The following is a 20,426-nucleotide window of genomic DNA, read 5'->3' on the forward strand; positions in this document are numbered from 1 at the left end:
CCTATATAAAACTACGCTCTTGTAAGTACTTCACGATTTGTTCTGCACATTCTTCAATAGAATATTTGTGTGTTTCTACAATTAATTCCGCTTGCTCTGGCTCTTCATAAGGCGAATCAATACCTGTGAAATCCTTAATATCACCTTTTCTTGCCTTTTTATAAAGTCCTTTCGGATCACGTTTCTCACACTCTTCAATCGGACACTTCACAAAAATTTCAATAAATTCATCTGCCGCTAATAAATCTCTTACTTGTTTGCGGTCTACTCGAAATGGTGAAATAAATGCTGTAAGGACAACTGCTCCTTGATCTACAAATAACTTTGCCACTTCGCCAATACGTCTTATATTTTCCATGCGATCACTTTCAGAAAATCCTAAGTCTTTATTTAAACCGTGGCGAATGTTATCCCCATCCAGCACATAATTTCCAATATTCTTTTCAAACAGTTTACGAGCGACCGCATTCGCTACTGTAGATTTACCCGAAGCTGATAAACCAGTAAACCAAATTACAAAACTATGATGTCCATTCTTCACTCTTCTCTCATCTTTTGAAACCGAAGCTGTATGCCAAGTAATATTCGTATCCATCTCGTTCTCTCCCTATTCTGTTACTACTTCTTTTTTCAAGCCTTTAATTAGCACTTCCACTACTTCTTTACGACTAAATGTACTTGGCGGAATCTCACCGTTTCTTAATAATTCTCTTACTTTTGTACCCGATAAAATAACATGATCTTCTTTTCCGTGCGGACATGTTTTCGTTGAAGCCATCGCTTCACATTTCGTGCAGTAAAAACTATGTTCAAAGAATAGTGGTGTAATTCCTAACTCTTCTATCGTAAAATTTGTGAAGATTTCTTGCGCTTCATACGTTCCGTAATAATCTCCTACTCCAGCATGATCACGCCCTACTATAAAGTGGGTACATCCAAAATTCTTTCTTACTAACGCATGAAATATCGCTTCCCTTGGTCCTGCGTAACGCATGGCAGCAGGAAATACACTTAAAAAGACACGATTTTTCGGATAATATTTTTGAAGAAGTACTTCATAGCTTTCCATTCTTACATCAGCAGGAATATCATCCGATTTCGTTTCTCCGACGAGCGGATTTAAAAAGAGACCATCTACAATTTCAAGAGCAGATTTTTGAATATACTCATGGGCACGATGTACCGGGTTTCTCGTTTGAAATCCGACCACTGTTTTCCACCCACGTTTTTTAAATGCTTCCCTCGTTTCAATTGGGTCTAAATGATAAGAAGGAAATTGATTATTTTCAAAGCGTTTTGTTAGAATAATAGTTCCTCCAACGTAAACGTTTGGTCGTTCATATAATTTTTTCACTCCTGGATGAGCCTCATCCGTTGTTTTATATACAAGTAACGCTTCTTTTTCTTTATCTGGTACAAAAATATCTTCTATTTGAATGACACCGTATATATTTCCATTGTTGACAAGCTTTACTTCCTCTCCAACCTTCAGGCTTTCTGCGACTTTTTCTGTTACCGGTAATGTAATCGGTATACTCCACACACTACCATTTGCTAAACGAAGCGTTTCTACAACTGAATCATAATCTTCCTTCCCTAAAAAACCAGTAAGGGGGCTATATCCACCTGTCGCCAATAGTTCTAAATCACTTAACGCAATATTGTCTAATTTAATTTCTTTTTCAATTTGTGATACGTCATATGTCTCATCTATACGGTTTACTAATTCGTTTACTATGCTCATTTTTCTATATCCTCTCTTAGCTTTATTTCAAGATTCATCTTATTGGTAATGAAGACCACATTCGGTTTTCACTTTCCCAGCCCATCTACCATCTCTTGAATCGCCACCATCCCCTACAGGTAACGTACATTTCTCACACCCAATACTTGGATAGCCAACATCATGCAACGGGTTATACGGCAAGCTATGTTTGTATACATATCGCCAAACTTCTTTCCACGTCCAATGAATGAGTGGACAAACTTTAATAGATTGAAAACGATGATCTTGATTTATAAACTTTGTATGCTTACGTGTTTCTGATTGTTCCCTTCTTAAGCCCGATATCCACGCTTTTTCCGCTGCTAATGATTTTTCTAACGGTAAAATTTTTCTAATCTTACAACAAAGATTCGGATTACTTTCCCATAATTTCTCACCATGCAACTTCTCTTGTTCATCAAGCGTAAGTTCCGGTTGTTTTTCTATAATATTTAATGAAAGAAATCGCCTCCGCACTTTTTGAATTAATTCATATGTTTCTTGAAAATGAACATTTGTATCTAAAAATACAACTTTAGCAGATGGATTTACTTGGTTTATAAGGTGCAGCAATACCATACCTTCCACCCCAAAGCTACATGCGTAGACGATTTCATCTTTATATTCTTTATAAGCCCACTTTAATACTGATAGCGCGCCTTTTGTTTCATCTTCTTCCGAAAACGAAACAACATTTTCTTCCCACGTTTCATACGTCAACATGTTTTTTCCCCCTGTAAAAGCAAAAAGACGGTTTTAACCTAATGAAAATAGGTTAAAACCGCCTCTAGTTTTTCTAGTCAGCGCTTTTCACTTTAAACGTACTTTTTCACTTTTCTCTAACTGAATTACTTTTCCATCTTGCACAACAATTGTAATTGAACCATATTTCATATCAGCAAGCATCGCTTCAATCTTCTCGGATACTTCATCAAAATGTTCCCGTACACCCACGCGAACAGCCCCCCTTTTTATTCATAAAAAAAATCTTTCCCATTTCGAAAAGACTGTTCGGTAATATATTTTACCTTATCTTTCAAAATGGATTCCATTTTGCTGGATTTAGCACCTTGCTTTCTATAAGCAGGTTGCCGAGCTTCTTCGGGCCAGTTCCCTCCGCTTCTCTTGATAAGCTTTGTATTTGTATTTTATCATAATTCTGATTTTTTTCAATCCTAGTTTTCCGATATATTTTAATTATTTTATTTTTACAAAAAAGGAATTGCCCATCCGAACAACCCCTTTTTCTATTTAGACAAGCTCTTTAATACGTATGCGATCGTTCCCAATAATATTTTCATATGTTTCGCGTTCCACAACTACTTGCGATGTTCCGCCTTTTGCAAAGACAACGGCTGGTCTTCGAATCCGATTGTAATTATTCGCCATCGAGTACCCGTATGCTCCTGTACAGGAAACTGCTAGTAAATCAGAAGAAGCGACTTTTGGTAAATGAATATCCCAAATCAACATGTCTCCACTCTCACAGCATTTCCCGGCAATCGAAACGAGTTCCTCATTCTCATCATTCCCTCGATTCGCTAACATCGCTTCATAACGCGCGCTATATAAAGCAGGTCTTAAATTATCTGTCATTCCACCATCGACTGATACATATTTCCGAATACCAGGAATATCTTTCACAGATCCAACTGTATAAATTGTTGTCCCAGCATCACCTACAATGCTACGTCCTGGTTCAATCCATATTTCTGGCAATGGATATTCACATACAGTAAATTGTTCTCTCACTGCACTTGTTACAGCTCGCACATATGTCTCAAGAGTTAATGGTGTATCTGACTCTGTGTAGCGTATTCCAAATCCCCCGCCTACATTTAACACTTTTACTACATAGTTTGTTTGCTCTCTCACTTCTACTAAAAATTGGCGAAGAACTTCAATCGCTCGAACAAAACCAGCTGTTTCAAATATTTGCGATCCAATATGTGAATGGATCCCTAGCACATTATAATTGGATTTTTGTAAAGCAAATCTAATTGCCTGCATCGCTTGACCGTTTGAAACGCCAAATCCAAATTTCGAATCATCTTGGCCTGTCGTAATATATTCATGTGTGTGCGCCTCTACTCCAGGCGTTACACGAATTAATATGTTCACAAACTTTCCATGTTGCATCGCTAAATCGTGTAAAACTTCTAATTCAAAGAAATTATCTACGACAAAACAACCGATATTCGCCTGAAGAGCCATCACTATTTCTTCTTCTGTTTTATTATTTCCATGAAAATGAATACGTGATGCCGGAAATCCTGCTTGGAGCGCAGTATATAATTCTCCCCCAGAGACAACGTCTAATGACATATTCTCTTCACGAGCTACTCGGCACATCTCCATGCACAAGAACGCCTTGCTTGCATATGCTACTTGATAAGAGAAACCACTTTCTTTAAAAGCACGATGAAATGCTCGGCATTTTCCTCGAATAGACTCTTCATCGTATACATAAAGTGGTGTTCCGTATTGCTTTGCTAGCTGCGTCGTATCGCACCCTCCAATTTCTAAGTGTCCTTGCCCATTAATTCGGCTTGTGCCGTGTAAATACATTTAAATTCCTCCCTTATTTCCTCTAAAACTCATAACCCCAATCTTCTATTCATTGCAGCACGCTTTTAGATAGACAAAAAACGCGCGGAACAATGTTCACACGCGTTTCTTATTAGGAAAAATATATATTGAAAAAATAAACGAGTTGTTATCTCCTCAAAATAAGAAACCGCATCAACATCTCCAAATAGCTCTCCATAAAATAAATCTTATGACAGTACTACATTTATTCAATGCAGTCCCAATATATGAATAAGATGGTTATTCTTATATTTCGGCAATAGTCCCTTTCAACCTATGATCACAGATTCCATTAAATCTCCCATAGCTTACTCTTTCCTATCGCGGCCTCTACCTTTGAGAGTAGATGAGGTAAGTCTATTTAATTTTCAAACATCTAATTGTTGCTATTAACAATACCAAAGGACCATTTTATTTGTCAAACAATTTTTTATATTGTTTTTTTGCAGTTTAATTTCGTATCGTCTGGTAAGCGCTTTACTAATACCTTTGTTACTTCCCATTCGCCTTCTTCGTTATTAAATGTAATCGTTACCTTCTCAAATGGTGGAGCAATTTTCCCAGCAACACGTTCATACTTTGTCACTTCAATACTTGCTTGAAATAAATATGTACCGCTATACACTTTTTTTAAACTAATAATTTTAGGACATTGATAAGGTTTCAAACTTCCATATTGTTTTTCAATTGCTTTATTTATTTTTGGAAATAAAACAGAATAAAGTGCATCTTCCATAAGAGGTGCATCATATTGGGCTACCGACACACTCGGTGAAGTAAAAAGTATAACACTACTGCATGCTATAAAATATAATAATTTTCGCATTATAACCTCCGTATTATCACGCGATTCTTTCTGCGTACGATAATTATCATACATAGAAATTCTGTTTTATTGTCTCCCACCACTCTTTTTCTACTCGATTATTATAAAAAAGCCCACAACCTTCTTTTATTTTCGTATAATGATACTCATAGTATAATAATCATAATAACAAAGGACTGTTCGTATATATAAAATGAGTCGTTAAGCAAACTGACTCTCAAGAACTGTCATGCTTTTTAGGAGAGGAGTATATTATGCTACAACATCTGTTTCCAAAACTGCGATTTGCACTCGTTGCAGTCGTTTTACTATGGATTAAAACATATATTGTGTACAAGCTAGCATTTGATATTAAAATTGATAATTTCTTTGAAGAATTCATGCTTTTTATCAATCCACTAGCTGCGTTACTTTTATTTTTCGGCTTAGCTTTACTTGCATCTAAGCACCGAAACCGAATTATAATTGGAATCAGTTTTATACTGTCATTTATTTTATTTGGAAACGCAATGTTTTATGGGTTCTATAACGATTTCGTTACTTTCCCAGTTTTATTCCAAACAAACAATATGGCTGATTTAGGGACAAGTATAAAAGAACTCTTTACGTACAAAACATTACTTTTATTTGCAGATGCAATTATTTTAATGTTTATTTCGCGTAAATTTCCATCATTTGGCGACAAAACACCACTTTCCCGCTCAGAGAAGCGAACTTTCTTTAGCGGTGTAACAGCTTTATTAGCACTACAAATTGTTGTATCAGTTATTTATAAACCACAAATGTTCTCACGCTCATTTGACCGTCAAACTGTCGTGAAGAATTTAGGTTTATACACATATCATCTATTTGATATTACGCTTCAATCCAAGTCCTCAGCTGAGCGTGTATTTGCAAGTGGGGATGGGTTTTCTGAAATTAAAAACTATACAGACTCAAAAGACAAACAAGTTGATAAAAACTTATTTGGAGCTGCAAAAGGTAAAAATGTAATTTTAATTTCAATGGAATCTACACAAAGCTTTGTTATTAATAAAAAAATAAATGGAAAAGAAATTACACCATTTTTAAATGAATTTATTAAGGATAGTTTCTATTTCGATAACTTCTATCATCAAACTGGACAAGGTAAAACTTCTGATGCTGAATTTATCGTTGAAAACTCACTTTATCCGCTAGATCGTGGTTCTGTATTCTTTACTCATGCAACAAATGAATACACAGCGACACCAGAACAATTAAAGAAATACGGATATTCTTCTGCCGTCTTCCATTCAAATGATAAAACGTTTTGGAATCGGGATGTAATGTATCCTGCGCTTGGATATGATCGTTACTTTAATTTAAATGATTACGCAGGAACGGAGCAAATGTCTGTCGGTTGGGGATTAAAAGATAAAGAGTTCTTTGAACAATCTATTCCAAAGTTAAAATCTTTACCGCAACCGTTCTATACAAAATTTATTACATTAACAAATCATTTTCCATTTCTTCTAAATCCGGAAGATCAATATGTTGATGAATTCAACTCGGAAAGTGGTGTTGTAAACCGCTACTTCCCAACTGTTCGTTACACAGATGAAGCTCTTAAATTATTTATTAAACAATTAAAAGAAGAAGGATTGTATGATAATTCCGTTATTGTCATCTATGGTGATCATTACGGTATTTCCGAAAACCATAACGCAGCTATGGCACAGTTCCTAGGAAAAGATACTATTACACCATTCGATTCTATGCAATTACAACGAGTCCCTCTTATTATTCATGTGCCTGGCCAAGAAGGAAAAGTTATTTCTAAAGTATCCGGCCAAATTGATATTAAGCCAACGCTCCTTCATTTACTTGGTATTAAAACAAATAAATCCGTTGAATTTGGAACTGACTTATTTATTAAAGAGAAAGACCCGCTTATGGTAATGCGTGATGGTAGCTTTGTTTCTGAAGAGTATGTTTATACAAAAAATATGTGCTACAAAAGAAGTACGGGTGAAGAAGCTGACATGACGCTATGTCAGCCGTATATTGAAAAAGCAAAAACAGAATTAAAACTCTCCGATAAATTAATTTATGGAGATTTATTACGCTTCGATCCTAATAATCGATATAAAACTGGAACGATGACAACGAAATTTGAATAGTAAAGGAAGCAACTTTATACAAGTTGCTTCCTCTTTTTATTTTCACTTAATTTTCAAACCATCCTTCTATGAAATCTTTCACAAATTGGTAATTTCTTTCGTATGAGGAATAAATTTATGGTATGATAAAATAAGTAAACTTTCATACACTAATTAAGAATTTATTACAGAAAGCAAGGGATCAGATTTTGTATAGAGCAGCTATTCCAAACTTATTTACGCTCGGAAATTTATATAGCGGATTTTTATCAATCGGCTATGCATCTTTAGGATATTATAAATCAGCTGCTATTTTAGTACTTATCGGGATGATGTTAGATAGTCTTGATGGTCGTGTTGCTCGTTTATTACGTGTTGATTCACAAATGGGAAAAGAGCTCGACTCGCTTGCAGATGTCGTAACATTTGGTGCAGCACCAGCTGTTTTAATGTATTACACATCTTTCTCAAACTACGGAATCATCGGATTATACATAGCGGGATTATTCCCTCTTTTCGGAGCATATCGTTTAGCACGATTTAATGTAACACCATCTTCTACTTCAATGAAATATTTCACTGGAGTACCGATTACAGCAGCGGGAGGGCTTGTTGCTTTCTTAACATTATTTTCACATACCATTCCAAAAATCGTTCTTATTACCGTATTTGTAACGTTCGCATTTTTAATGGTGAGCCGCATTCGTATCCCAAGTTTAAAAGATGTACCAATTCCACGATATAGCATCATTATTACACTATTTTTAGTTGGAATCATTATTACAATGTATCAAACAGGATTTGGAAATTTTTCTGTTTTCTTATTTATTGCCATTCCACTATATATTTTGTACATGTTATCTCAATTCATTAGACAAAGACCGTCTAAAAAAGCGAATAAAGAAAAATAAGAAAACCTTCCGAGTCCGGAAGGTTTCTTTTTATTTTGTAACTAATACCTTTTGATTTACAGGTGTTACTGGCTCTTCGCCGTTTAATACAGCTAAAATATTTCTGACAGCCATTTCAGCCATCGCATCACGAGTTTCAAATGTTGCATTCCCTACGTGTGGAGCAAGTACTACATTCTTTAATTCTTTTAGCTCTTCTGTAATTTTCGGTTCAAATTCAAACACGTCAAGAGCTGCTCCTTCAATTTCATTCGTTTTTAATGCATGAGCAAGTGCTGCTTCATTCATAATTGGTCCACGTGAAGCATTTACAATATACGCTGTTTTCTTCATCAATTTAAACTGCTCTTCATCAATCATATGATGTAATTTTGGATTATAAGCACAGTTAATTGTAATAAAGTCTGCTGTTTGTAATAATTCTTCCAACATCACATACGTTGCCCCCAGCTCACTTTCAGCTTCAAGCTTACGATTTGGCCCTGTATATAAAACATCCATTCCAAATGCTTTCGCACGTTTTGCAACAGCCTTCCCGATTTCTCCAAGACCTATAATTCCGATTGTCTTACCATGAACTTCTCGTCCTAAGAAAAATAACGGTGCCCATCCGTTAAATCCAGTCGTACGACATAACGTATCCCCTTCAGGAATTCTACGCGCCGCTGCTAAAAGAAGTGCAAATGTTAATTCTGCAGTCGCTTCCGTTGATACTTTCGGTGTATTCGTAACTGCAATTCCTTTTTCGCCCGCATACGTGTAATCAATATTGTCGTAACCAGCACCATAGTTTGCAACAATCTTTAAATGAGGCGCTGCATCAATAACTTCTTTTGGCACCTTTGTCGAAAGTAAACTTAACAATGCATCTTTATCTTTTACACGCTCTGTTAATTCATCTATAGAAATTAACTCCTCTTTATCGTACATTTCTACATCATGATCTTTTAATAGTTCTAATCCAATTTCCGGAATTTTTCCCGCTACTAATATTTTTGCCACTACTAACACCTCTTCTATAGAAAATAAGATATCTCTTATATTTCATTGTAAGAAATCCACATATAAAAACCAAGGAATTTGATTATAGTTTTAAAAATCGACACTTTTCCATGAAAAAAGAGGAGATGCAACTCTCCCCTTTTCTTACGCTTTTTCCTGCGATTCTTTTCCAAGCTTCACATCAATCGTTCCTTCTGCAACCGTATCGCTAATTTGCTCCTCAATAACCGATTGAGATTCAGCATTCGTTTCAGAAGTATAAGCTTGTTGCTGTGCACCTTGTACATTTTGTTTATTTTGTTGTTTCGCCATTTCTTACCCTCCTTTTCATTCTTTCTTATTTTGAACAAAAAGGACGGTTTTCATCAAAAAATTGCGTTTCATTTTGAATTTGTTACTTCTTCTTCAAGCGACCTCATTACTCTTGCTCGCTTCGTAAATGTTGCAACCTGAGTAACACCGTGAGCTAGTAATGTTTGTACATTTTCTTGTACATAATTCCCTAAATCATTTGGATAATGGGCATCCGAAGAAATCGTAATTGGAACACCATACTTAGCTAATACTTGTAAATATAGTGGACTTGGGCACATTTCACGAACAGGATAACGATAGTATAATCCTGCATTTATTTCTGTTGCCGTATTCGTTTCTACTAACGCACAGGCAATTTCCTCATAATAAGAAAGCTGTTCATTCTCATCCAATCGATAATTAAATACCTTTATATTATCAAGATGAGCGATAATATCAAATAACTCGGTACGAATCGCACTCTCAACTGTTTTAAAAAACATATCATATAATGCGCGTAGGTCATGCTTCTCAAAATATTCTTTCGTATCTGGATTATCAAATCCCCAGCCATTTAAAAAATGAACGGAACCAATTATATAATCAAAGTCTCCTAGCGCTAATAATTCTTTTAACTCTCCTTCACAACCAATAAAATAATCCGCTTCAATTCCAAGTTTAAGTGTGACACCTCTTTTACTCCATCGTTCTTTCGCCTCTTCAATGACCTTTGTAAAATCATACAGTGAAACTACCCTTACTTGATCTAACCATTCCTTCTGTATACGACCGAGCTTAGAATCACTAATATCTACATATTTTTCATAATATCCTTTCGCTTCATGAAAACGATATAAATGATCAACAATCCCAACTTCTGTTATACCTTTTCGCACAGCTTCTTCTAAATAGAGGTCCATCCATTCTGTTGTAAATGGCCCTTCCTTCACACGCTTTTGCAAACGCTCTTGTGTTTTCATAAGCCAATCAATAGAATGCCTTTCTTGAAGCGGTTCATAACGTTCCAGCGCTTCATTTATTTTAGCAAGCCATCCTATTGAATACGGTCCTTCTTCTAAGTGAAGATGATAATCTACTTTCATATACATTCCCCCTTATAATGTATCTATTTCCCTTCTATCCCCAACTCTCGAAAGCTTTCCATTTCGTTCTTTCACCTCTCGCATGACATCTTCCAATGTAATATTTTTTTCAGCTAATAAAACGAAACAGTGATAAAATACATCAACCATTTCTTTCACTACTTCTTCTTTATCATTATTTTTACATGCGATAATTACTTCAGCACACTCTTCACCAATTTTCTTTAAAATTTTATCTTCTCCTTTTGAAAATAAATAATTTGTATACGATTCAGGAAGTGGGCTTTCCTTTCGTTCTTCAATTGTTTTATACAGCAACTTAAAGGCATTTTCCATATGTATCCCCCTATATAATTTGATAGTGAAAACATGTCTTCTCTCCCGTATGACAAGCAGGTCCTACTTGTTTCACATTCACAACAATTGAATCTTGATCACAATCTAAATATAAAGATTGCACATATTGAAGATTCCCTGATGTTTCCCCCTTATTCCATAACGACTGCCTCGAACGAGAATAAAACCATGTTCTTTTCGTCTCTAACGTTTTTTCATATGCTTCTTCATTCATATAAGCTAGCATTAAAACTTCTTTCGTACCTTCTTCGATGACAATTGCTGGTATTAATCCTTTTGAAAAATTAGGTTTCATAACCGCACCTCAACATTTGCATCTCTTAATTTTCGCTTTACACTCTGCACTGTCGCCTCACCATAATGAAAGATGGATGCCGCTAACGCTGCATCAACTGTTGTCTTTTGAAAAACTTCTATAATGTGATCCGTATGACCACAGCCCCCTGATGCGATGACTGGAATGGAAACACTTTTTGAAATTTCTTCTGTTAAACGAAGGTCATATCCGCTTTTCGTTCCATCTGCATCCATACTCGTTAACAAAATTTCACCTGCCCCAAGTTTAACAACACGCTTCGCCCATTCTATGGCATCCATTCCTGTGTCAACTCTTCCGCCGTTGACGTATACGTTCCATTTACCTTCTGCTACTTTTCTAGCATCAATTGCCACGACAATACATTGTGATCCAAAGTGTTCTGCCCCTTCTTCTATAAGCTTCGGGTTTCGCACTGCCGCTGAGTTTATTGAAACTTTGTCTGCTCCAGCTCTTAGTAAATTGTACATATCTTTCACACTTGAAATCCCCCCGCCAACCGTAAGAGGAATAAATACTTTAGCTGCTGTTTTTTCTACAACATCTATAATCGTTTTTCTTCCTTCATGAGTCGCTGTAATATCTAAAAATACGATTTCATCTGCCCCTGCCTCGTTATATGCTTCAGCTATTTCAACCGGATCACCGACATCTTGTAATCCTATAAAATTTACACCCTTTACGACTCGCCCTTCTTTCACATCTAGACATGGAATGATTCGTTTCGCTAACATAACTTCGTTACCTGTAACACTTCTTCTAAATCAATCGTTTTCTCGTAAAGCGCCTTTCCAATTATGACACCATATATATTCATATCATTTAACTTTTTCACATCTTGAATAGATGCCACTCCTCCAGAGGCGATGAGACGAATGCCCACAATTTTTTGAAGTATCGCTAATTGTTCAAAATTTGGACCTGCAAGCGTCCCGTCTTTCGAAATGTCTGTAAACACAATCGTTTGAACACCTAAACTTTCCATTTGTTTCGCTAAACTAACGTAAGAAATTTCAGACAGATCAAGCCAACCTCTCGTTGCTACGAAACCATTTTTCGCATCAATTCCAACAATGATTTTCTCTTTATATAGACGAACTGCTTCCTCTAAAAATGACTTATCATAAAGAGCTGCTGTTCCTAAAATCACTTTTTCTACACCTGCTGACAATAACTTCTCCACCGTTACAAGTGAACGAATTCCTCCTCCCACTTGCACAGGAATACGTACCGCCTTGCAGATTTTTTCAATGACGGGCAAATTTAACGACTCGCCAGCAATTGCACCGTCTAAATCAACAATGTGTAGTATTTCCGCTCCAAGCTTTTCAAATATGATCGCCTGCGCTACCGGATCTTCATTCATCACCGTTTCTTTACTAAACTCTCCTTGATAAAGTCTAACGCATCGCCCTTCTTTTAAATCGATAGCTGGGAAGATTTCCATGCTTCTACCACTCCTTGAAAATTTTTTAATATTTGCATGCCAATTTCGCCACTTTTTTCTGGATGAAACTGTGCACCAAATACATTTCCTTTCGCGACAAACCCTGGTATTTGCATTCCATAATCACTTACTCCGCATACAATTTCACCTGGACAATCCGCGTAATATGAGTGAACATAATACACGAAAGAACCATCCACTAATCCATTCCAAAGCGGAAATTCTCTTTCCTTCCTTAATTCATTCCATCCCATATGAGGAATTTTATACGAAACTTTTAACTTACGAATTTCCCCTGGTAGTAAACCTAACCCGCTACAATCTTTTAGTTCCTCACTTCGTTCAAATAAAAGTTGCATGCCCAAACATATACCGAGGAGTGGTTTTCCTATGTCACAAACTTCTTTTAGTACACACACTAAATCTCTTTCTTTTAATACTTCCATCGCTTTCGGAAATGCACCTACTCCCGGTAGAATCACGCCATCGCTTCTCAATATCTCTTCTTTATCACTCGTTACAATGTACTCTGCCTCAATATATTTTAATGCTTGCTCTACACTGCGAATATTCCCCATTCCATAATCTATAATGGCAATCAATTACAACATCCCTTTCGTTGAATTTACACCAGTAATGTTGGCATTTTTTTCGACCGCTTCTCTAAGCGCTCTACCAAAAGCTTTAAATAATGCTTCAATTTTGTGATGTGTATTACTTCCGTATAGAACGCGCGCATGTAATGTAATATTGGCAGCATGTGCAACTGCTCTAAAAAATTCTTCCGTCAATTCTGTATCAAAATCCCCGAGCTTCGGATTTGTTAATTCCCCTTGAAATACACAATATGAGCGTCCACTTATATCAATTGCAACAAATCCTAAAGATTCATCCATCGGTACATACGCGGAACCGTAACGATTAATTCCTTCTTTATTTTGCAATGCTTCTTTCAAGCAATTTCCGAGTACAATTCCAACATCTTCAACGGTGTGATGTGCATCGACAAATACATCACCTTCTGCCTCAACTTGCAATCCAAATCTTCCATGTCTAGCAAATAAAGTCAGCATATGATCGAAAAAACCAACCCCCGTTTGAATAGATACACTCGTACTTTCATCAAGCTGCAAACTTAATTTAATTTTTGTTTCTGTCGTCTCACGTGCTTGACTGGACTGACGCATTATTTTTCCTCCTCAAACCTTATTTGGATTGCTCTCGCATGTGCATGTAACCCTTCTTTATTTGCAAGCTCTACAATATGATGCTGTACATTTTTTAATGCTTCCTCTGTATAAGAAATAAAACTTGATTTTTTCACGAAATCATCGACTGATAACGGAGAAAAAAATCTTGCCGTTCCGCTCGTTGGTAATACATGATTCGGTCCCGCCAAATAATCCCCGAGCGGTTCAGGTGCATATGGCCCAAGGAAAATAGAGCCTGCATGTTTCACATAATCTAGAGCATTCATCGGTTCTTTTATATGTAACTCTAAATGTTCTGGAGCAATTTCATTTGATAACTTTAGTGCCTCCTCTAAAAAAGCAACAATAAAGATGGCTCCATTTCTATTTATTGATTCACGTGCAATTTCACTTCTTGGTAACGTTTCTAACTGTCTTTCTACCTCTTTTTCTACTTCTTTAGCTAGTTCCATATTCGTTGTAATACAAATCGCCGTTGCTCTCTCATCATGCTCTGCTTGCGATAATAAATCCGCTGCGATATATTTTGCATTACCTGTTTCATCCGCGACAACTACAATTTCTGATGGACCAGCAATCATATCGATATTTACTATCCCGTATACTTCTCGTTTCGCTAGAGCGACGTACAAATTTCCCGGTCCAACTATTTTATCCACTTTCGGAATCGATTCCGTCCCGTATGCTAAAGCAGCAATTGCTTGTGCGCCACCTATCGTATAAATTTCATCTACTCCCGCAAGATTTGCAGCAGCTAATATATGAGGATCAATTCCCCCTTTCCTCGGCGGTGTTACCATTACAATTTTTTTCACACCTGCAAGTTTCGCCGGCAATACATTCATTAATACTGAAGAAGGATATGAAGCTGTCCCACCTGGTACATATACACCTACATTTTCTAATGGCCGAATAAGCTGCCCTCTAATTATGCCTTTACTTTCACAATCGAAGATTGAATACTTCTTTTGTTTTTCGTGATACGAAACAATGTTTTTCTTCGCCTCTTTTAAAGCTTCTAAAAATGAATTCTCTACAAACATACTCGCTTGCTGTATTTCTTCTTCACTTACACGAAAATCTTTCATCTCTACACCATCAAACTTTTTTGTATAGAAAGATAAAGCCTCATCATTTCCTTCCCTTACATGTCTAATGATTTCTCTTACACTTCTTTGAACAGTTTCTTCTATTATATTAGCGTTTTCTCTTAGCACTTTTATTTTAGATAATGCCTCCTTAAAGTCTTCATAAATGATTTCCATTTTAAATCCTCCTATTTCCCTGATAAGATTTCTTGCTCCATCATATTTATAATACTGAATATTTCGTCTTTTTTAGTTTTTAAAGCTGCCTTATTCACAATCATCCGAGCTGATATAGAGTGCATTTCCTCAAATACAATGAGTCCATTCTCTTGTAATGTTTTTCCTGTTTCAACAATATCTACAATTGCATCCGCCAATCCAAGAAGAGGAGCGATTTCTACAGAACCTTCTATTTTAATAATTTCTACATCCTCTCCCTTATCATGAAAATAAGTAGAAGTAATATGCGGGTATTTCGTAGCAATTCTTTTTTTTCGGTAACTCTTCGGATTATACGTAGGAATAGAAGCCACACAAAACTTACAAATCCCCACTCCTAAATCCAGCATTTCATAAATATCTTTCTCGTTTTCCATTAAAATATCTTTTCCAACGATGCCAATATCAGCTACCCCATGTTCTACATAAGTAGCAACATCAACCGCTTTTACTAAAATAAATGAAACATTTGTATTTTTACTTTGAAATACAAGCTTCCTACCTTTATTTTTGAGCTCGGAGCAATCAATTCCAATCTGCTCAAAAAGTGGAATGACATGTTTTTCTAATCTTCCTTTCGTTAACGCAATTTGAATGTTACGCATGAAGCCTCTCCTTCTTTCTGGACTATCCATTTCTCATTCCATACATATTCCACTAAGTATTCATTCTTTGCCTCAACGACCGTTCCTATTTTATTTTTTCTTGCGAATTGAAAGGTATCGCTTAAATTAGAGAATAGAGATAACCAAGCATTCTTCCCATCCTTTCGAAGTAAATTTCGTAGCCTTTCTGCTTCCGCTAATCTATTTAACTCATAATGAATCACAATATCAATTTGATTTCGTTCATATGGTTCTTGCTGCTCTTGCAGCGCCTTCACAATTTGATTTACTTGTACCGCGAGTCCAACAGCTGGCAGCATTTCTCCAAAATTGCCAATTAGCTCATCGTATCTTCCGCCACTAACGATTTCTTCTCCAATTTCATATATATATCCTTTGAAAATAACACCCGTATAGTAATCTAAGTGTTGAATCATGCCCAAATCAATTGATATGTAAGAACCATATCCTAACGTTTCAATTGTTTCATACATTTCTTTTATTCTTGCAATTGCCATTTTCATTTCATTACTTGAAGCAAGCTTTTCTGCTTCCTCAATAACTTCTAAATTTCCAAATAGCCTTGGCAATTTCTCAAGTAACCTTACTGTCTCATCGCATCGATTTAATTTCTTTTCTCCGATAAAATTTGAGAGGGCTGCATAATTTTTACTTTCTATATACGTTCTAAGTACCCTTTCTTCTTCATCATGGATGGAGAGTTTTTTTACAATACATTTATATAACTGTACTTGCCCAATCTCAATTGTAAAAGATTGCACCTTCAACTTTTGAAGTGCTTGAATGACACTTATTACACATTCAATTTCAGCTCTTACATTATCAATCCCGATAACTTCAATACCACTTTGTACGATTTCATTATATTTTCCAGAATGGGATTCATTCGCTCGAAATACATTCCCGCTATACGTCACTTTAAGTGGCGTTTCCCATCTCTGTGTTCCAATAACTCTCGCTAAAGGAATTGTCATATCTGGACGTAAAACGATAATCCTTCCCTTTTCATCAAAAAATTTATACATCTTCTCTTCATCTATCGGTCTATTTTGAAATGCAAAAACGTCATAAAATTCAATTGTAGGTGTTCTTATTTCTTCATAACCTCTCTCTAAAAAAGTAAGCCTTAATTTTTGTTCTACTTCTTCAATTAACGTACATTCTTCGAATAAATAATCTCTCGTTCCATTTGGATTTGCCCTTTTCCATTTTGTCATCTAAATTTTCACACCTTTCCCCTTCTAATGTATGCCTATTTCATTCACCTAAGCCGAAAATAAAAAGAGCCTTGTAGACAAAATACCTACAAGGCTCTTCAGTAGAGTGTAGGTACAACGGGAATAACCCTTGTACCTACACGTTTTCACGCTAGGTTCAAGGGTTTCATGTATGATGATGTAGTTGTGTAAGCATTGTAATAGATTGCACGATATTCATAATACTTACTCCCTTTCTCCTCTGATTTTCACATAGTATATAACAGTTAATTTTGAATGTAAATACATTTTTAATATTCCGTCATTTTTTTAATGTAAAGCCACTTTTCTTTCATACTCTTTTATTTCTTGTTCATATTGCATTGTAATACTAATTTCATCTAAACCATTTAATAACTTCTCTTTCCACATTTTCTCGATTGTAAAATGGAATCTATGCGTATTCGTTGTCATTATTTCATTTTCTAAATCAACTATGATTTGTTCTCTCGCATCTGTTTTAGCAAGTTGTTCACGCATATCTTTATCCATTACAATCGGTAACATGCCATTTTTCATACAATTCATATAAAAGATATCGGCAAATCCTCCAGCGATAATAACGCGGAAACCATAATCAGCAAGTGCCCATGGAGCATGTTCTCTTGACGAGCCACATCCAAAATTATCGCCTGTGATTAATATACTGGCTCCTTTTCTTTCTTGTGCATTAAGCGGGAAATTAGGGTTTTCTTGGCGATTATTATTATATCGCCACTCATCAAATAAAAACTTCCCAAACCCAGTTCTTTCAATTCTCTTTAAATATTGCTTCGGAATAATTTGATCTGTATCAATGTTATCATTCATCAGTACTGCGGCAGTACCTTTATGAATACGAAATGGCTCCATCATAACTCTCCTTTCTAATATCAACAAAATGACCATATAACGCAGCCGCTGCCGCCATTGCCGGGCTAACTAAATGCGTTCGTGCTCCCTTTCCTTGTCTTCCTTCAAAATTGCGATTTGACGTAGAGGCACAATGTTCCCCTTCAGGCACTTGATCTGGATTCATACCTAGACACATTGAGCATCCGGGCTCTCTCCATTCAAATCCAGCTTCTTCAAATATGCGATGTAATCCTTTATGCATCGCTGCTTCTCTTACCCTTTGAGATCCAGGTACAACAAGTGCTCGCACACCTTCTTTTACTTTTTTACCTTTCACGACAGATGCAGCAATTTCTAAGTCAGAAAGCCTGGAATTTGTACAAGATCCAATGAAAACATGTTGAACTGGAATGTCATACGTACTTTGTCCGGGACTCAATCCCATATAAGAAAACGCTCTTTCGTCATTTGCATCATGCTTTTCTGGCAATTTCTCATCGATCCGAACACCCATACTAGGATTTGTTCCCCACGTAACGTACGGTGCTAAATCCGTAACATCCACTAGAATATGTAAATCATAAACTGCATCTAAATCTGTATATAGTTCTGACCATTTTTTCTTAATAGATTCATAGTCTTTCGGTGCATATTTACGCCCTTTTACGTAAGCAACCGTTTTTTCATCTGGTGCAATAATGCCAGCCTTTGCTCCCCCTTCAATTGCCATATTGCAAAGCGTCATCCTCTCTTCCATATCCATAGCATGAATGGCCTCTCCGTAAAATTCCATTACGTAACCTGTTCCAACTGCTACTCCGTACTTTGAAAGAAGGTGTAAAATAATATCTTTCGCATAAACCCCTTGCGGTAACTTTCCTTTTAACTCAATGCCCATTGCTTTCGGCTTTCGTTGCCATAACGTTTGCGTCGCCAATACATGTTCCACTTCACTCGTACCAATACCAAACGCTAGTGCGCCAAAAGCACCGTGTGTTGCTGTATGACTATCACCACAAACAATCGTTTTTCCTGGCTGTGTGAGTCCAAGTTCTGGTCCTATTACATGAACGATCCCTTGCTCTTCATCTCCGATATCCGCTAATGGCACCTGAAATTGTTTACAGTTTTCCCGAAGTGTATCTAGTTGCTGCTTCGCAATGCGGTCGGTAATATTCCAAACATCTTTCGTTGGAATATTATGATCCATCGTTGCAAATGTTAAATCTGGTCTGCGGACTGTTCGATTTGTAAGCCGCAAGCCTTCAAAGGCTTGCGGTGACGTTACTTCATGAACAAGATGTAGATCGATATATAATAAATCCAATCCATTTTCATTAGTCGCAACTACATGTCTTTCCCAAAGCTTATCTAGTAACCTTTTCCCCATTATCTTCCTCTCCCTACTAACGCTTGCTCTTCCATTTCTTGAATAACTGCCTTTGTAAATGAAGTTGTCGTTTCAGTCCCCCCGATATCTGCTGTACATTTTCCTGATTTAAGGACTGCAGAAACTGCTTCTTCAATTGCATATCCTTCTCTCGTTAATCCGAACGATTGCCCAAGCATCATTGCAACAGAACGCATCATCGCAATTGGATTCGCCTTATTTTTCCCCGCAATATCCGGTGCTGATCCGTGAATAGGCTCGTATAATGAAGGCCCCTTTTCAGCGTGACTTGCTGATGGAAGCATTCCTAATGATCCAGCTAATACTGAAGCCTCATCACTTAAAATATCACCAAATAAATTTTCCGTTACAATAACGTCAAATCTTCCTGGATTCCGAATTAATTCCATAGCTGCTGCATCTACTAAAATGTGTTCTACTTCCACATTTGGGTAGCGAAGTGCTACTTCTTCTGTCACAGTTCTCCATAATTTACTAGACTCTAAAACATTCGCTTTATCAATAGATGTTACTTTTTTCTTCCGCTTATTCGCTAATTGAAAAGCATACGAAACGATACGTTCAATTTCATGGCGATGATACGTAAGTGTATCTGTCGCCACTTCTTCCGTTCGCTCTTTCGGATAAGAAAAATAAATTCCGCCTGTTAATTCACGAACGACAACGAAATCAATTTCATCAGCGTTTTTTAATGGTGATAAATGTGCAGTTGCACTTTCTACCGTTACAGGGCGAACATTCGCAAATACACCGAGTCCTTTTCTTAATGCTAATAATCCTTTCTCAGGCCTTTCTTTCGCACTATCCCACCTTGGTCCACCTACTGCTCCAAGTAAAACCGCATCACTCGCTAAACAGGCGGCAAGTGTTCGCTGTGGTAATGGTTGCCCAGTTAAATCGATAGCAACACCACCAAAGTACTCATCTTGCAAATGAAAATGATGTCCATATAGCCTTTCTACCATATGCAATACTTCCTTCGCACTTTCCATTACTTCTGGACCAACACCATCACCAGCTAAACAAACGATACGTTTTTCCATTTTTAACA

At 36.6% G+C, this 20,426-nt stretch carries 23 protein-coding genes and 2 riboswitches; of the genes, 2 read left to right on the top strand and 21 right to left on the bottom strand.

Translation table 11 applies throughout. The features are described from left to right. Position 1: 1 nt before the first annotated feature. From cysC to QCI79_RS05380, 6 genes are all read right to left on the bottom strand, one after another. A complete protein-coding gene (gene cysC, locus QCI79_RS05355) occupies positions 2 to 595 on the bottom strand; it encodes an adenylyl-sulfate kinase (protein WP_000380499.1) in 594 nt (197 codons plus the stop codon). 12 nt (positions 596 to 607) lie between these two features. After that, the gene (gene sat, locus QCI79_RS05360) at positions 608 to 1,744 is read right to left on the bottom strand and encodes a sulfate adenylyltransferase (RefSeq protein ID WP_000029494.1); all 1,137 of its coding nucleotides are present in this window, start codon (positions 1,742 to 1,744) and stop codon (positions 608 to 610) included. A gap of 39 nt (positions 1,745 to 1,783) precedes the next feature. Then, the gene (locus QCI79_RS05365; protein ID WP_021728357.1) at positions 1,784 to 2,488 is read right to left on the bottom strand and encodes a phosphoadenylyl-sulfate reductase; all 705 of its coding nucleotides are present in this window, start codon (positions 2,486 to 2,488) and stop codon (positions 1,784 to 1,786) included. Between the two features lie 87 nt (positions 2,489 to 2,575). Continuing rightward, positions 2,576 to 2,719, bottom strand: coding sequence for a YezD family protein (locus QCI79_RS05370; protein ID WP_000538896.1), 144 nt, complete (start codon positions 2,717 to 2,719; stop codon positions 2,576 to 2,578). A 72-nt stretch (positions 2,720 to 2,791) separates the two neighbouring features. Next, positions 2,792 to 2,900, bottom strand: a riboswitch (SAM riboswitch). A 116-nt stretch (positions 2,901 to 3,016) separates the two neighbouring features. Continuing rightward, positions 3,017 to 4,333: a diaminopimelate decarboxylase gene (gene lysA / locus QCI79_RS05375; RefSeq protein ID WP_000280649.1), complete on the bottom strand. Its 1,317-nt coding sequence runs from the start codon at positions 4,331 to 4,333 to the stop codon at positions 3,017 to 3,019. A gap of 180 nt (positions 4,334 to 4,513) precedes the next feature. Next, positions 4,514 to 4,695: riboswitch (Lysine riboswitch) on the bottom strand. 89 nt (positions 4,696 to 4,784) lie between these two features. Beyond that, positions 4,785 to 5,180, bottom strand: coding sequence for a DUF3888 domain-containing protein (locus QCI79_RS05380; RefSeq protein WP_001228824.1), 396 nt, complete (start codon positions 5,178 to 5,180; stop codon positions 4,785 to 4,787). Between the two features lie 254 nt (positions 5,181 to 5,434). On the opposite strand from QCI79_RS05380, the gene QCI79_RS05385 reads away from it, so the two are divergent. Further along, the gene (locus QCI79_RS05385) at positions 5,435 to 7,321 is read left to right on the top strand and encodes an LTA synthase family protein (protein WP_021728358.1); all 1,887 of its coding nucleotides are present in this window, start codon (positions 5,435 to 5,437) and stop codon (positions 7,319 to 7,321) included. Between the two features lie 188 nt (positions 7,322 to 7,509). Next, the gene (pssA, locus tag QCI79_RS05390) at positions 7,510 to 8,211 is read left to right on the top strand and encodes a CDP-diacylglycerol--serine O-phosphatidyltransferase (protein WP_000285417.1); all 702 of its coding nucleotides are present in this window, start codon (positions 7,510 to 7,512) and stop codon (positions 8,209 to 8,211) included. A gap of 30 nt (positions 8,212 to 8,241) precedes the next feature. Here the strand turns inward: pssA and QCI79_RS05395 are convergent, their stop codons facing one another. From QCI79_RS05395 to leuB, 15 genes are all read right to left on the bottom strand, one after another. Next, positions 8,242 to 9,213, bottom strand: a complete 972-nt coding sequence (locus QCI79_RS05395) for an NAD(P)-dependent oxidoreductase (protein WP_021728359.1) — start codon at positions 9,211 to 9,213, stop codon at positions 8,242 to 8,244. 144 nt (positions 9,214 to 9,357) lie between these two features. After that, complete coding sequence (locus QCI79_RS05400; RefSeq protein WP_001118880.1) at positions 9,358 to 9,525, bottom strand: YozQ family protein; 168 nt, start codon at positions 9,523 to 9,525, stop codon at positions 9,358 to 9,360. A gap of 68 nt (positions 9,526 to 9,593) precedes the next feature. Continuing rightward, positions 9,594 to 10,610: a histidinol phosphate phosphatase domain-containing protein gene (locus tag QCI79_RS05405; RefSeq protein WP_000861846.1), complete on the bottom strand. Its 1,017-nt coding sequence runs from the start codon at positions 10,608 to 10,610 to the stop codon at positions 9,594 to 9,596. A 12-nt stretch (positions 10,611 to 10,622) separates the two neighbouring features. Beyond that, the gene (gene hisE / locus QCI79_RS05410) at positions 10,623 to 10,946 is read right to left on the bottom strand and encodes a phosphoribosyl-ATP diphosphatase (protein WP_000426357.1); all 324 of its coding nucleotides are present in this window, start codon (positions 10,944 to 10,946) and stop codon (positions 10,623 to 10,625) included. Positions 10,947 to 10,956: 10 nt separating this feature from the next. After that, a complete protein-coding gene (hisI, locus tag QCI79_RS05415) occupies positions 10,957 to 11,262 on the bottom strand; it encodes a phosphoribosyl-AMP cyclohydrolase (protein ID WP_000803961.1) in 306 nt (101 codons plus the stop codon). Further along, the gene (gene hisF / locus QCI79_RS05420) at positions 11,259 to 12,017 is read right to left on the bottom strand and encodes an imidazoleglycerol phosphate synthase cyclase subunit (RefSeq protein ID WP_000880109.1); all 759 of its coding nucleotides are present in this window, start codon (positions 12,015 to 12,017) and stop codon (positions 11,259 to 11,261) included. The genes hisI and hisF overlap by 4 nt, the downstream gene beginning before the upstream one ends. After that, positions 12,011 to 12,730: a 1-(5-phosphoribosyl)-5-[(5-phosphoribosylamino)methylideneamino]imidazole-4-carboxamide isomerase gene (gene hisA, locus QCI79_RS05425; protein ID WP_021728360.1), complete on the bottom strand. Its 720-nt coding sequence runs from the start codon at positions 12,728 to 12,730 to the stop codon at positions 12,011 to 12,013. The genes hisF and hisA overlap by 7 nt, the downstream gene beginning before the upstream one ends. Continuing rightward, a complete protein-coding gene (hisH, locus tag QCI79_RS05430; protein WP_021728361.1) occupies positions 12,703 to 13,332 on the bottom strand; it encodes an imidazole glycerol phosphate synthase subunit HisH in 630 nt (209 codons plus the stop codon). Before hisH ends, hisA begins: the two co-directional genes overlap by 28 nt. Next, positions 13,333 to 13,917, bottom strand: coding sequence for an imidazoleglycerol-phosphate dehydratase HisB (gene hisB / locus QCI79_RS05435; protein WP_001249951.1), 585 nt, complete (start codon positions 13,915 to 13,917; stop codon positions 13,333 to 13,335). Beyond that, on the bottom strand, positions 13,917 to 15,206 hold the full coding sequence (gene hisD, locus QCI79_RS05440; protein ID WP_021728362.1) for a histidinol dehydrogenase: 1,290 nt from the start codon (positions 15,204 to 15,206) through the stop codon (positions 13,917 to 13,919). The genes hisB and hisD overlap by 1 nt, the downstream gene beginning before the upstream one ends. Before the next feature lie 11 nt (positions 15,207 to 15,217). After that, positions 15,218 to 15,853: an ATP phosphoribosyltransferase gene (gene hisG, locus QCI79_RS05445; RefSeq protein ID WP_021728363.1), complete on the bottom strand. Its 636-nt coding sequence runs from the start codon at positions 15,851 to 15,853 to the stop codon at positions 15,218 to 15,220. Further along, positions 15,829 to 17,091 carry an ATP phosphoribosyltransferase regulatory subunit gene (locus QCI79_RS05450; protein ID WP_021728364.1) on the bottom strand — a complete coding sequence of 421 codons (1,263 nt, stop codon included), beginning with the start codon at positions 17,089 to 17,091 and terminating at the stop codon, positions 15,829 to 15,831. Before QCI79_RS05450 ends, hisG begins: the two co-directional genes overlap by 25 nt. A gap of 309 nt (positions 17,092 to 17,400) precedes the next feature. Then, a complete protein-coding gene (gene leuD, locus QCI79_RS05455) occupies positions 17,401 to 17,982 on the bottom strand; it encodes a 3-isopropylmalate dehydratase small subunit (RefSeq protein ID WP_021728365.1) in 582 nt (193 codons plus the stop codon). Further along, positions 17,960 to 19,354 (bottom strand): 3-isopropylmalate dehydratase large subunit, encoded by a 1,395-nt coding sequence (gene leuC, locus QCI79_RS05460; RefSeq protein ID WP_000518102.1) that lies wholly within the window; start codon positions 19,352 to 19,354, stop codon positions 17,960 to 17,962. Before leuC ends, leuD begins: the two co-directional genes overlap by 23 nt. Then, complete coding sequence (gene leuB / locus QCI79_RS05465) at positions 19,354 to 20,418, bottom strand: 3-isopropylmalate dehydrogenase (protein WP_000415384.1); 1,065 nt, start codon at positions 20,416 to 20,418, stop codon at positions 19,354 to 19,356. The genes leuC and leuB overlap by 1 nt, the downstream gene beginning before the upstream one ends. Between the last annotated feature and the right edge of the window lie 8 nt (positions 20,419 to 20,426).

The organism is Bacillus cereus group sp. MG1, assembly GCF_040460035.1.
GTDB classification, from domain to species: domain Bacteria; phylum Bacillota; class Bacilli; order Bacillales; family Bacillaceae_G; genus Bacillus_A; species Bacillus_A cereus.